Origin of the sequence: Pseudomonas sp. B21-021 (assembly GCF_024749205.1) — a bacterium.
GTDB lineage: Bacteria > Pseudomonadota > Gammaproteobacteria > Pseudomonadales > Pseudomonadaceae > Aquipseudomonas > Aquipseudomonas paraglycinae.
The window spans coordinates 3320303-3332715 of record NZ_CP087192.1 but is presented as its reverse complement, the minus strand read 5'-3'; the positions used below and the strand labels follow the sequence as shown (position 1 = coordinate 3332715).

The following is a 12413-nucleotide window of genomic DNA, read 5'->3' as shown; positions in this document are numbered from 1 at the left end:
CTATCAGCCAGCGGTCAAAGCCAGGACTTGATTTGCGCGCAGACGGCCTCGGTGGAAATGCCGTAGCGATCATGCAGTGTCGGCAGTGCGCCGGCGTCGAGGAACGCGTCGGGCAACGCGATCTGCCTGAACGTCGGCGTCACGCCGTTGCGCAGCAGTACCCCGGCAACCGCTTCACCCAGCCCGCCAATAATCGAGCTGTTTTCTGCGGTAACCACCAGCCGGCCAGACTTGCGGGCCTCGGCGAGAATGGTCTGTTCATCCAGCGGTTTGATCGTCGGCACGTGTAGCACGGCGACATCGACGCCATCAGTCTGCAGCGCCTTGGCGGCCTCCAATGCGCGCATGGTCATCAACCCGGTCGAGATGATCAGGACATCGTTGCCGGTGCGCAGGGTCTTGGCCTTGCCGATCTCGAATTGATACCCGTACTCATCCAGCACCAGCGGCACGTTGCCGCGCAGCAGCCGCATGTAGACCGGCCCCTGATGCGCGGCGATGGCGGGCACGGCCTGTTCGATTTCCAGTGCGTCACAAGGGTCGACGATCATCAGGTTGGGCATCGCCCGGAAGATCGCCAGGTCATCGGTGGCCTGGTGGCTGGGGCCGTAACCGGTGGTGAGGCCGGGCAATCCGCAAACGATTTTGACGTTGAGGTTTTCCTCGGCAATCGCCATGCAGATGAAGTCATAGGCGCGACGCGAGGCGAACACCGCATACGTGGTGGCGAACGGTACGAAGCCTTCGCGGGCCATGCCTGCGGCCGCACTCATGAGCAACTGTTCGGCCATGCCCATCTGATAGAAGCGCTCGGGATGGGCCTTGGCGAAAATGTGCAGGTCGGTGTACTTGGAAAGGTCAGCAGAGAGGCCGACGATGTCCGGACGCTGATCCGCCAGTGCGGTCAATGCATGGCCAAAAGGTGCTGAGCGGGTGGCTTGGCCTTCGGAGGCAATCGAGGCAATCATCGCCGAGGTGGTCAGGCGCTTCTTGATCGGTTCGCCAGTCGAGGTCGGTGTGTTGGCTGCGTTGCTCATTGGTTTTTTCCTTCTTCAAGCGTGGTCAGTGCCAGATCCCATTCGTGTTCGTCCACACGGATGAAATGGGTCTTTTCGCGGTTTTCGAGGAAGGGCACACCTTTGCCCATGGTGGTGTCGCAGATGATCACCCGTGGCTGAGCGCCGGGGTGGTGGCGGGCGGCATCGAAGGCTTCGACCAGTGCGTCCAGATCATTGCCGTCGACGCGCTGGGTGAACCATCCGAACGCTTTCCAGCGATCCATGATGGGTTCGAACGACAGGATCTCGCTGGAGTGGCCGTCCGCTTGCTGATTGTTGACGTCGACGATGGCGATCAGGTTGTCGAGCTTCCAGTGCGAGGCCGACATCACGGCTTCCCAGGTCGAACCTTCGTTCAGCTCGCCGTCCGACAGCAGGTTGTAGACGAACGATGTCGAGCCCTTGCGCTTGAGACCCAGGCAGGCCCCGACGGCGATGCCCAGCCCCTGACCCAGCGAACCACCGGTGATTTCCATGCCCGGCGTGTAGGCGGCCATGCCCGACATCGGCAATCGGCTGTCATCCGAACCGTAGGTTTCAAGCTCATCGAGCGGAATGATCTCGGCTTCGATCAGCGCCGCGTACAGCGCAATCGCGTAGTGACCGATCGACAGATAGAACCGATCACGCGGCTCCCACGCCGGGTCTTCGGGGCGATAGCTCAGCGCATGGAAGTAGGCGACCGCGAGCAGGTCGGCGGCACCGAGGGCCTGACCGACGTAGCCCTGGCCTTGCACCTGGCCCATGCGCAAGGCATGGCGGCGAATGTTGTGGGCGCGCTCGGCCAGCGTCTGGGGTGTTGTGAATGAAAGGTTGGCAGTCATGGTGAATTCTCCTGTAAATCAACGATTGACCAGAGCGGGGGAATGCGCAGGACCAGCGAGGCGCCGATCAGCAATACGCCGGTGATCAGATACATGCCGATAGCGCTGGAGCCGGTGAGTGTGGTTATCCAGCCAATCAGGTAGGGCGAGCAGAAGCCGGCAAGGTTGGCGAAACTGTTGACGGCGGCGATGCCTGCCGCAGCGGAGACACCGCCGAGCAGCGTGGTCGGGAGCATCCAGAACAGCGAGGTCGCTGACAGGATGCCGGAAGCCGCCAGGCACAGACTGAGAATGGACAGCATCACATTGCCTCCCATCAGCGCCGCGAGGGTCAGGCCGATGGCCCCGGCGATCATCGGCACGATCAGGTGCCAGCGGCGTTCGCGATGTTTGTCGCCACTGCGTCCGACCAGCAACATGGCGGCGATGGCACAGAGGTACGGCAGGCTGGTCAGCAGGCCGATCTTCATCGGATCGGAGACCCCGGCATTACGCACAAGGGTCGGCAGCCAGAAGGTGATTGCGTACTGCCCCATCACCACACAGAAATAGATCCCCGCGAGCAGCCAGAGGCGACGGTCACGAATGAATTCGCCCACGGACGCATGCGTCACCTTCTTCTGATCGTCCTCCGCCAGCTCACGCGTGATCAGGGCTTTTTCGTCGTCGTTGAGCCAACTGGCCTGATGCACGCCATCCTTGAGGTAGCTGAGCACCAGCAGTCCGACAACCACCGTAGGCACAGCCTCCAGCACAAACATCCATTGCCAGCCGGCCCAGCCGTGCATACCGGCGAAGTGGTTCATGATCCACCCGGAGAGCGGACCGCCGACCATGCCCGACAACGGGATGGCGATGAACCACAACACCGTCATGCGCGCGCGCCGGTAGGACGGAAACCAGTAGGTGAGGTACAGCAGCAGACCCGGCGCCAGGCCGGCTTCGGCAATGCCCAGCAGAAAGCGCAGGGCGTAGAACTGCCAGGCGGTTTCGACGAAGGCGAAGAGGGCGGAAACAATGCCCCAGGTGATCATGATGCGCGCGATCCAGACTCGCGCGCCGACCTTGTGCAGGATGATGTTGCTGGGCACTTCGCAGAGAAAGTAGCCGATGAAGAACATGCCGGCACCCAGCCCGTAGACTGTTTCGCTGAGCGCCAGATCGTTCATCATTTGCAGTTTGGCAAAGCCGACGTTGACGCGATCGAGGTAGGCGCACAGGTAGCACAGCATCAGGAACGGCATCAGGCGCCATGCGGTTTTACGGTAGGCGTTGGAACGCACCGCCGAAACGGCTTCGAGCGACAGGGTAGTCATGATGGTCTGATCTCTTGTTTTTATTGACCGCCGGGCAAGAATGCCCGGCCGTATCATCGATCCAGAACCGCACGGGCCGCGAGGCCCGCCACGTGTGTCAGTGAATTAGCATGCCGCCGTTCACATCCAGGGTGATGCCGGTCAGATAGGAGGACAGGTCGCTGGCCAGGAACAGCGCCGCATTGGCCACATCCTGCGCCTCGCCCAGACGACCCAGCGGAATGCCGTCGATGATCGCGTGGCGGCGTTCGTCCTGCATCAGGCCGCCAGTAATGTCGGTGTGAATCAGGCCGGGAGCAATGGAGTTGACGCGTACGTTGTCCGGCCCCAGTTCACGCGCCATGGCCTTGGCCAGACCCAGCACACCGGCCTTGGCGGCGCTGTAATGAGGCCCGCCAAAAATGCCGCCGCCGCGCTGCGCGGAAACCGAAGACATGCACACGATGCTGCCGCTGGCTTGCTGGCGCATGAGCGGAATCACCGCCTGGGACATCAGCAACGTACCGCGCAGGCTGACGTCCAGCACCTTGTCGTAATCACCGGGGCGGATATCGAGGGTCTTGAGGGGTTGGGTGATGCCGGCATTGTTGACCAGTATGTCGATCCGGCCAAAGTGTTCGATGACGGTGGCGACAGCCTGCTGCACCTGGGACTCGTCGGCGACGTTGGCAGCCAGGCCGAGATGACCCTCGCCCAAAGAGGCAGCGGCATCGCGGGCAGCGGATGCGTCCAGATCCAGAATCACCACCCGGGCGCCATGTTGAGCGAAGGTCGTAGCTGTCGCGCGGCCGATACCACGTGCGGAGGCAGCACCTGTGATGATCGCGACTTTGCCTTGAAGAAGCATGGGAGAAAACCTCTGATTGTTGTTATTGAGTCGGTCCGTGCAGAACCGATGACTCAGCTTGTCTCCCGTAACGACCCTGAGCAATAACGCAAACTTCACTGGATGCTGAAAAAAATTCAGCACTCGCCAACATGCGATTGCGGTGTTTGAATAGCCGAACGCCCGGCCTCAGCCACTTGCAGCGGAATAACCATCATCATGAGTTCATCTGGCGAAGCACCGCCGATCCTGCCACCGCTGAAAGCCATTCAGGCCTTTGAGCAAACTGCGCGCTTTGGCAACGTCGCACGTGCGGCCGAAGTGCTGGACCTGACGCCCTCGGCAGTCAGTCACCAACTGGCCAAACTCGAGGCGATGATCGGGCGACAGCTGTTCCTCAGAACGGCGAGGGGAGTGACGTTGACGCCCGTGGGCGAGCAATACCTGTCCGAGATATCCGGCATCCTGCACAGCCTGGCGGTGGCAACGGAGCGTGCGACCAGTGATGTCAGCCTCGACTGCCTGCGATTGCATTCATCACCCAGCTTCGGCCTGCTGTGGCTGATGCCGCGCCTGGAACAGTTTCGCGAGAGCCATCCCGACATTCAGCTCAATCTCTCATGCTCCTATGAATCGCTGCACTTCAGTCGGGACAAGATCGACGTGGACATCCGCCACGGCATGCCGAACTGGCCAAGTTTCGAAGTGCGCACGTTGCGCAACGAAAAAATCGCGGTCCTCGCATCGCCCAAACTTCTGGAAAAACGCCCGATCCGCGCCGTCGCCGACTTGCTGGACTGCAACCTGATCCTGTCGGAGGCGACGCTGATCAAGTGGCCGCAACTGTTTGCTCAACACGGGCTGTCGCGCCCTGAAAGCCCCTATACCTTGAGCTTTGACCGCTCCTACATGACCCTCGAGGCCGCCAGCCACGGTCTTGGTTTTGCACTGGAAAGCACGCTGCTGGCGCAGGACTACCTGGCGCGCGGCGAGTTGGTTGAAGTCATTCCCGGGTTGAGCGCCCCGATCACCGCACACCACCTGGTTTTCCCGAAGGCGCATGCGGGGTTTCCACGGGTGAGGCGTTTTCTGGAATGGATGCAGCGTGAGTTGGGGCATGACTTCAGTTACTGAAGCACATCCATATTGATCTTGCGCCAACACGCTTCTGAGAAACTGTAAACCGAGAACGCAATCAGCCCCAGGGCCATTACGATCAAAAGAAGCCATCCAGCGGGCAGATTCTGCAGCGCGTCCAGCGCTTCCTTCATGCCAGGCGGGTCCATGGCTTGATAGGCTGAACCGCTGACGGCCAGCAGCAAAGCAATCTCCATAAACACGACGCCGCGAGCGATCAGACCGAAGCGAGACACCGGACGGACATAGCGCATGACCTCTTCGTCGGCCTCAAAATACTTCTCGAACGAGGCCTTCCATCCTTTGATGATGTGAGCAACGCCAACCCCCAGCGGAATGAGCGCAATCAGGTACAACAATAAATTCGAGTGTTCCCACGACAAAAGATGCGCCAGCCAGTCTTTGGTCTGCTCTGCGGAATGGCTCGAACTTCGGCTACCACTCACAAGCAGTCCCAATGCAAAAAACGCCAGAGCACCGTTGACCAGACCTCCTGCAAACAGGCCTGCACGAATCACCAGACCTTTGAGCTGCGTGCCGTGATGATCGACATCGCGTATCGCTTGCAGGACACGCCAGGCTGCGAACGCAAGCAGACCCGCCACCACAAGGCCCACCAGAAAATAGCCGAACGGCTGGCTCAGCAAGGCTTCCAGACTCTTGTGACTGTCCTTGGGTTTTGTCGAATCATGGGCAGCCAATAACGCAAATATGCCGATGATCAAATAAAGCACTCCGCGAGCGGCGTATCCGCCCCGAGCGAGTATGACGAGACTGCGTTGCGCGGACATTGGAGAGATTTCCGAGGTGTATTAAGAGAGCTGACCCTTGTTGCTGAAAGGGGTTCTGTTACGAATCGGAGATCGTACGTTTTACCTGTAGCGCGATGGATGAAGGGGACGAGCTGACGTTGCGAGCGGGACGATCCTGACCCATCATTCAGATTCTATTGATGCCGTGGTGAAAATGGACAAGCAACTGGCTGGTTACTCGATTGTATTGACCATCATCTGGGTTTCAGCGGTTATCGCGGTCATGTACTGGATGTCTAATTGAACGTATTGGGTGGCGATGTGGAAGGCGTGGTGTTGGGCGACAAGATTCAGCGAGAAGCGGACCGGATGCTGGCGCAGATTGTCCGGGCAGACTCGATGATCATTGCTGTCAAGGCAGGGGCGCGGGCGGATGGTTTCGTGCTGGGACTGGAAACCGGCGGGGCCTTGCGTGCCGGCGATGCCGAGAGGCTGTACATCATTTTCGAAGCCGCGCTGGTGGAGCGTTTGAAGTCATTGTCGCGAGGCTGATCAGATCGGCTGATTGAATCGATATTCATGAACAGCCATCTACTTGAACTATAAGCTGATCACTCAATGTTCATTTTTGTACGGGGCGAGGGCATGGACTGGAGTGACATGCGGATCTTCCTGGCGATTGCCCGCAACGGCTCGCTGGGCGGAGCCGCCAGGGAGTTGGGGGTCAGTCACCCGACGGTTGGACGGCGCTTGCAGGTGCTTGAACAAACCAGTGGGCAAGCCTTTTTCCTGCGGACCGCTCAAGGGCTGGTGCTCACGGACAGTGGCGAGAGGATTCTCGATCTGGCGCAGGACATGGAGCACAGCGCGTTGGCCATCGAGCGGCGTCTGGCGGGGCATGGCGATCAGCCTGAAGGCCTGTTGCGGATATCCTCAGCCGACTGGTTCGCCTGTCATGTTTTGTCGCCGGTTCTCAGCGAACTGGTGCACCGCTACCCGTTGATCGTTCCCGAAGTCATCGCCGGGCATCGACTGTTCGACCTTGCCCGCCGGGATGCCGACATCGCTTTCCGGATCGTGCCTTTCACCGAACCCGACATAGTGCACCGCAAGCTGACAACTCTGTCGTACGGCCTATACGCGGCTTTGCATGCCCCGGCGCCGCAGCCGGACGGCGAAGGGCTTGGCCTGATCCTGATGAACATCGCCCAGTCTCATTACCCGGACGTGCAATGGCTGCAGCAACGCTATCCGCTGGCCCGCACCGTGTTCACCAGCAGCAGCCGTACAGTTCAGGCACAGATGTGCGCGAACGGGCTGGGCGTTGCCGTTTTGCCCCGCGTCCTCGGTGACTCCGTGTCGGGACTGCGACTGCTGGATGAACACGAGCCACCGCCAGGGCGGGATATCTGGATGGGGTATCACCAGGACATGCGTCAGATGGACCGGCTGCGCGCCCTGGCTGACCTTGCCTCCAGCATGATCGGTGCGGGGTAACACGACTCAGGTCGGGCGAACAGCCGAGGCTTGCGCTACCGTCGCTGGCTCGCGCGCTAACGTCAGGCTTATCGCTGCCCCTACGGCCAGGCAAACGGCGATGCACAGAACAGCGATCGTGAACGCATGAGTGATGCTGACCGCCGTCGCCGGTTCTCCCAGCAAGGTATAAAACACACCGCCAATCAGTGCGACGCTCAGCGATGTGCTGATCTGCAACGTGGCGCTGGTAATGCCTGCGATCATCCCGGCATACGCCGGCGCTACCCGGCCCGTGACCATGCGCATCAACGTCGGCAGGCCGAGCCCTTGTCCCAGACCGATCAGGAACAGGATGACCGTCAGAGAAGTGAAGGGCGGGGCGAGGGTAGCCGGTGTCACTGACACGAGCCAGCCCAGCCATAGTAATCCGACTACTTCCAGCCCCATGCCTACCGGATTCACGTAGCCCCCGAGAACGCGCCTGAGGAGCGGAACCGACAGGGGACCGAGCAGAAATCCCGCGCCAAACGGCAGAAAGATCAGGCCGGCGTGCAGTGCGCTCATATGCAATGCGCTTTGCATGTACATCGAGAACATCAGAAAAAACACACCGATTGAATAGAAGCAAAGCGCGACCATAAGCGCTCGCCCCAGGCCCGGTGCATTCAGTACGGCCGGGGCGAGGATGGGAGTTCCTCCGGCCCGGTGCAAACAGCTCTCGTAGCGCCAGAACACTACCGCTAGCAAGGGGCTGGCGGCCAGCGACAGCCATGCCCACCACGGCCATCCCGCCTCGCGGCCTTCAATCAATGGCACGACCAGGGTGGTCAGGGTCAGCATCGACAACGCGGTGCCCACCAGATCCAGCTTGCTCGCGTGCTGCGCACGGGTTTCTTTGAGCACAGGGAAGCCAAACGCAATCACCAGCAACGCGATCGGCAGGTTGACCAAGAAGATCGCGCGCCATCCCATGCCCAACACGTCGACCTCAATCAAAAAGCCGCCCAGTGCCTGACCGATCACAGACGCCAGTCCAAATACGGCCCCGTAAATGCTCAATGCCAATGGTCTTTCCGTCGCCGGGAAAATCGCCTGCACCGATGCAAGTGCCTGAGGGGCCATTACGGCGGCGGTCACGCCCTGCAAGGCGCGTCCGAGGATGAGCATCCACGGCGAAACCGCCAGGCCGCACATCAGCGACGCGGCGGCGAAGCCCAACAGGCCAAGGAAAAACATCCGCCCGCGGCCGTATAGATCGCCGAGTCGTCCGCCGGTAATCAGCGTCACTGCATAGAGCGTTGCATAGGAAGAAATCACCAGCTGCTCGGCAGAGGAGCCTGTCGCCAGATCCTCCTGTATCGAGGGCAGGGCGACGTTGACGATAAAAAAATCCAGGGGCGGCAGAAACGCACCGACGAGCAAGATGGCAAACATCAACCAGCGCCGGGGTTCGGGCACTTCGATTTCGATTCGAGACATGACAGGCATCCTGTAGGGAAACTCAGGTTTGACGATGACTGAAGGGCAAGGCTTCGCGCCTGCCCGGGTCAGGTCGCCGCGTCCCAATTTAGGGAATCGCTCCTGCGTTTTCGCCTTACAAAACTGCACGGCCAACGTTCATTCGTGTCAGTGCCGCGCCGCTTCGATGACGCTCACCATGCGCAGGTCGTTTCAGACATTCCCTTCATCAACGACCGAGGAGTCAGACATGTCAGGTAAATTCAGTGATCAGGTTGCCGTCGTGACAGGCGGTTCCACAGGGATCGGGTTTTCCATCGCGCAAGCCTTGATCGCCGAGGGCGCCGAACGCGTTTACATCACTGGACGGGCAGCGGACAGGCTGGAGGCGGCAGTTGCCAGACTCGGCGACAAAGCTGTAGCGGTGGTTTCCGATGTCTCGCTTCAGGCCGATCTCGACACGCTCAAAGCGACAATCCAAACGCGCGACGATCGGCTGGACGCCGTGTTCGCAAATGCCGGGATCTGTGAGAAAAATCTGCTCGGAGAGACCAGCGAGGCTGCTTACTACGCCATGTTCGACGTGAACGTGAAAGGCGTTTTCTTCAGCGTTCAAACGCTTCTTCCGTTGATGAAAGACGCTTCGTCCATCGTCTTGACTGCCTCAATCTGCTCCAGCAACGGCATGGAAGGATTGAGTCTGTACAACGCGTCGAAGGCGGCGGTGCGATCGTTTGCACGCACGTGGGCCAATGAGCTCAAGGACCGCAAAATCCGCGCAAACGTGTTGAGCCCTGGCTTCACCCGCACACCGCTGATGGACAACGGGCTGAAAATGAGCGAGAGCGACATCGCCGCGCTGCGCCAGCACGTCGAGCAAATCACGCCATTGGGCTACATGGCGCAACCCGAAGAAATTGCCAGCGCAGCACTGTTTCTCGCCTCGGACGACGCCAGATACGTGAACGGCGTGGAGCTGATGGTCGATGGTGGTTTATCGCAAATCTGAAGCAGGGGATTGGTAAAGCTTCGGGCAGGCGTAAGGCGACTTGTTCCATCTGCATTGATCTCAAAGCGTGGTGGTCTGCCCGTTGCGATCCAGTTCATACACTTTGTTGCCCTGCAATTTCTCCTTCAACCACCGCTCCGCCTTACCCAGCGGCCGCTGCCGCGCCCAGAGCAAATCCACACCAATCTGCCAGTCCGTATGCGGATACGCCGAGAGCTGCAGTTCCACCAGCTCACCCTTGGCCAGTTCACGCTGAATGAGCTGGCGGGGCAGGGTGGCCCAGCCGAGTCCGGCGCGGACCATTTCCACTAACGCCAGATAGCTTTCCGCCTGCCACAACTGGGTCGAACGCAGGTATTCGCTGCTCGGCAGTTTGCTCGCGTGGGCGCTGAATGCCAGGCGGCGATGGACGTGCAGATCCTCGAACGTGACGTTTTCGAGTTGCGCCAATGGGTGCTGGGGATGGCAGACGTGCAGCATGATCAGTTTGCCCAGTTGCTGGAACGCCAGTTCCTTGGGGTAGCCGGGCTGTGAGAACGCCACACCGAGCACCGCTTCGCCGCTGCTGACCAGTTCGCTGACGTCGCCATGGACCGGATGACGAATGATCAGGTCGACAAAGGGGAAGGCTGCTTCGAAGGCTTTGAGCACCGGCATGATCGGGCCGTACGGCGTTTCAATGGCCAGTGTCAGGCTGGGTTCTACGTTGTCCGAGAGGCAGTCGGCGTGGGCTTCGAAGGTCATGCAGCGTTCGAGCACGGCTTCGGCCTGCACCAGCAATTTATGGCCGCTGGCGGTGAGGGCAGGGCTGCGGTTACTGCGGTCGAACAGGTCGACGCCAAGGTCGGTTTCGAGGTTGGCAATCGCTGCGCTGATGGTCGATTGGGTCTTGCCCAGTTTGCGCCCGGCGGCGGAAAACGATCCGCTTTTGACCACTTGGACGAACATCTGCAGTTGATCGAGTGAGAAGCGCAAGCGTTGAACTCCCGGTTCGAAATGAAGGTTTGGAGTGGCTAGCAGATGCCAGATTCGTGCCATCGGAAAAAGCGATGGTTGCTAATTTGTTTCATCGCAATAAACGTTCAAATATGGCCCCGCGTCAAAACGATCTCCGGGGCGGATCCTCCTTTCAAACGCCCCGAGCATGCCCGCTATCTCAACAGATGCCGCACTTTCAGGAGCGTGTGAAATGACCACACAACGCATTCATCCGGTGGACGAGGTTTTGCCACTGCGACAGTTGTTCACGTTTGGCTTGCAGCATGTTCTGGTGATGTACGCGGGAGCGGTGGCGGTGCCGCTGATTCTTGGCAGTGCGATGGGGCTGACCTCGGCACAGGTGGTGTTGCTGATCAACGCGAACCTGTTGACCTCTGGTGTGGCGACGCTGATTCAAACCCTCGGTTTCTGGAAGTTCGGCGCCCGCCTGCCGCTGATTCAGGGCTGCTCGTTCATTGCCCTGGCGCCGATGATCATGATCGGCAAGGAGTTCGGCCTCAATCAGATTTTCGGCGCGATGATCGCGGCGGGTTTTCTCACCATAGCGCTGGCACCGGTGTTCAGCCGCTTGCTGCGGTTCTTTCCGCCGGTGGTGATTGGCAGCCTGATCACCATTATCGGCATTTCGCTGATGCCGGCGGCGGCGATCTGGCTGGGCGGCGGCAATCCCGATGCGGCAGATTTTGCCAATCCCGCCAACCTGTTACTCGGTTTGGCCACGGTCAGCGTGACGCTGGTGATCTACGCCAAATTCAAAGGTTTCATCGGCAACCTCAGCGTACTGATTGGCCTGTTTGTCGGCAGCCTGATCGCAGCGGCTTGCGGCATGACTCACTTCAATCGGGTCAGCGAAGCGGCGTGGTTTGAGCTGAGTGCGCCGATGGCGTTCGGCGCGCCGGAGTTCGCGCCGGTGCCGATTCTGATCATGACCCTGGCGATGCTGGTCATCATGGCCGAGACCACCGGCAACTGCCTGGCGATCGGCAAATTGACCGGAAAACCGACCACGCAACACACCCTCGGCAACGCATTTCGCGCCGACGGCTTGTCGACCATGCTCGGTGGCTTGTTCAACAGCTTTCCTTACAACGCCTTCACCCAGAACACCGGTTTGATTGCGCTTTCCAACGTGAAAAGCCGCTTCGTCGTGGCCGCTGCCGGGGCAATCATGGTGCTGATGGGCCTGTTCCCGAAACTCGGCGCGTTGATCGCCGCGGTGCCGACGCCGGTGCTCGGTGGCTGCGCGATTGTGATGTTCGGCATGACCACGGTGGCGGGGATTCAGGAACTGTCACGGGTGCAATTCGAGGGTACGCGCAACGGCATTATCGTCGCCGTGTCAGTGAGTGTCGGGGTGCTGCCGATGTCCTTTCCGGCGCTGTTCGAACACGTCGGCCCGACCCTGAAACTGGTGCTCGACAGTGGAATTTTCCTCGGAGCGATCACCGCCATCGTCCTCAACGTCCTGCTCAACGATGAAAAAAAATCGACCGAAATCATCGGCGCCACATCGGCTGAACTGGCCGACTGACTATTGTTTTCCACTGCCCTGGAG

General features: G+C 60.0%; 12 protein-coding genes. 5 read left to right on the top strand and 7 right to left on the bottom strand.

Annotated features, from left to right (window positions below):
* Positions 1–14: 14 nt before the first annotated feature.
* The 4 genes from LOY31_RS14790 to LOY31_RS14775 form a co-directional block, all read right to left on the bottom strand.
* Positions 15–1037: a transketolase family protein gene (locus LOY31_RS14790; RefSeq protein ID WP_221533253.1), complete on the bottom strand. Its 1023-nt coding sequence runs from the start codon at positions 1035–1037 to the stop codon at positions 15–17.
* Positions 1034–1882 (bottom strand): transketolase, encoded by an 849-nt coding sequence (locus tag LOY31_RS14785; RefSeq protein WP_221533254.1) that lies wholly within the window; start codon positions 1880–1882, stop codon positions 1034–1036. Before LOY31_RS14785 ends, LOY31_RS14790 begins: the two co-directional genes overlap by 4 nt.
* On the bottom strand, positions 1879–3198 hold the full coding sequence (locus tag LOY31_RS14780; protein WP_258711735.1) for an MFS transporter: 1320 nt from the start codon (positions 3196–3198) through the stop codon (positions 1879–1881). Before LOY31_RS14780 ends, LOY31_RS14785 begins: the two co-directional genes overlap by 4 nt.
* A gap of 97 nt (positions 3199–3295) precedes the next feature.
* Complete coding sequence (locus LOY31_RS14775) at positions 3296–4045, bottom strand: SDR family NAD(P)-dependent oxidoreductase (protein ID WP_064381592.1); 750 nt, start codon at positions 4043–4045, stop codon at positions 3296–3298.
* 198 nt (positions 4046–4243) lie between these two features.
* Between LOY31_RS14775 and LOY31_RS14770 the strand changes: the two genes are divergently transcribed.
* Positions 4244–5158 carry a LysR substrate-binding domain-containing protein gene (locus LOY31_RS14770; RefSeq protein ID WP_011334135.1) on the top strand — a complete coding sequence of 305 codons (915 nt, stop codon included), beginning with the start codon at positions 4244–4246 and terminating at the stop codon, positions 5156–5158.
* Here LOY31_RS14770 and LOY31_RS14765 read toward each other — a convergent pair.
* Positions 5152–5952 carry a DUF1206 domain-containing protein gene (locus LOY31_RS14765; RefSeq protein ID WP_221533256.1) on the bottom strand — a complete coding sequence of 267 codons (801 nt, stop codon included), beginning with the start codon at positions 5950–5952 and terminating at the stop codon, positions 5152–5154. The two genes, LOY31_RS14770 and LOY31_RS14765, sit on opposite strands and share 7 nt — an antisense overlap.
* Positions 5953–6234: 282 nt before the next feature.
* Between LOY31_RS14765 and LOY31_RS14760 the strand changes: the two genes are divergently transcribed.
* Positions 6235–6465, top strand: a complete 231-nt coding sequence (locus tag LOY31_RS14760) for a hypothetical protein (protein ID WP_127800904.1) — start codon at positions 6235–6237, stop codon at positions 6463–6465.
* Between the two features lie 93 nt (positions 6466–6558).
* Positions 6559–7410 carry a LysR family transcriptional regulator gene (locus LOY31_RS14755; RefSeq protein ID WP_221533257.1) on the top strand — a complete coding sequence of 284 codons (852 nt, stop codon included), beginning with the start codon at positions 6559–6561 and terminating at the stop codon, positions 7408–7410.
* 6 nt (positions 7411–7416) lie between these two features.
* On the opposite strand, the gene LOY31_RS14750 is transcribed toward LOY31_RS14755, so the two are convergent.
* Entirely contained in the window at positions 7417–8871 is a 1455-nt protein-coding gene (locus LOY31_RS14750) for an MFS transporter (protein WP_221533258.1), read from the bottom strand.
* A 229-nt stretch (positions 8872–9100) separates the two neighbouring features.
* On the opposite strand from LOY31_RS14750, the gene LOY31_RS14745 reads away from it, so the two are divergent.
* Positions 9101–9859, top strand: a complete 759-nt coding sequence (locus LOY31_RS14745) for an SDR family NAD(P)-dependent oxidoreductase (protein WP_221533259.1) — start codon at positions 9101–9103, stop codon at positions 9857–9859.
* Positions 9860–9919: 60 nt separating this feature from the next.
* Here LOY31_RS14745 and LOY31_RS14740 read toward each other — a convergent pair whose 3' ends face one another.
* Positions 9920–10834, bottom strand: coding sequence for a LysR family transcriptional regulator (locus tag LOY31_RS14740; RefSeq protein ID WP_221533260.1), 915 nt, complete (start codon positions 10832–10834; stop codon positions 9920–9922).
* 214 nt (positions 10835–11048) lie between these two features.
* Between LOY31_RS14740 and LOY31_RS14735 the strand changes: the two genes are divergently transcribed.
* The gene (locus LOY31_RS14735; RefSeq protein ID WP_258711734.1) at positions 11049–12389 is read left to right on the top strand and encodes a nucleobase:cation symporter-2 family protein; all 1341 of its coding nucleotides are present in this window, start codon (positions 11049–11051) and stop codon (positions 12387–12389) included.
* Positions 12390–12413: the final 24 nt, after the last annotated feature.

Bases quoted from the DNA above. Each gene is read 5' to 3' on its own strand.
- LOY31_RS14770 (WP_011334135.1), top strand. From the start codon at position 4,244: ATGAGTTCATCTGGCGAAGCACCGCCGATCCTGCCACCGCTGAAAGCC.
- LOY31_RS14785 (WP_221533254.1), bottom strand. From the start codon at position 1,882: ATGACTGCCAACCTTTCATTCACAACACCCCAGACGCTGGCCGAGCGC.
- LOY31_RS14735 (WP_258711734.1), top strand. From the start codon at position 11,049: ATGACCACACAACGCATTCATCCGGTGGACGAGGTTTTGCCACTGCGA.
- LOY31_RS14765 (WP_221533256.1), bottom strand. From the start codon at position 5,952: ATGTCCGCGCAACGCAGTCTCGTCATACTCGCTCGGGGCGGATACGCC.
- LOY31_RS14755 (WP_221533257.1), top strand. From the start codon at position 6,559: ATGGACTGGAGTGACATGCGGATCTTCCTGGCGATTGCCCGCAACGGC.
- LOY31_RS14750 (WP_221533258.1), bottom strand. From the start codon at position 8,871: ATGTCTCGAATCGAAATCGAAGTGCCCGAACCCCGGCGCTGGTTGATG.
- LOY31_RS14790 (WP_221533253.1), bottom strand. From the start codon at position 1,037: ATGAGCAACGCAGCCAACACACCGACCTCGACTGGCGAACCGATCAAG.
- LOY31_RS14745 (WP_221533259.1), top strand. From the start codon at position 9,101: ATGTCAGGTAAATTCAGTGATCAGGTTGCCGTCGTGACAGGCGGTTCC.
- LOY31_RS14775 (WP_064381592.1), bottom strand. From the start codon at position 4,045: ATGCTTCTTCAAGGCAAAGTCGCGATCATCACAGGTGCTGCCTCCGCA.
- LOY31_RS14780 (WP_258711735.1), bottom strand. From the start codon at position 3,198: ATGACTACCCTGTCGCTCGAAGCCGTTTCGGCGGTGCGTTCCAACGCC.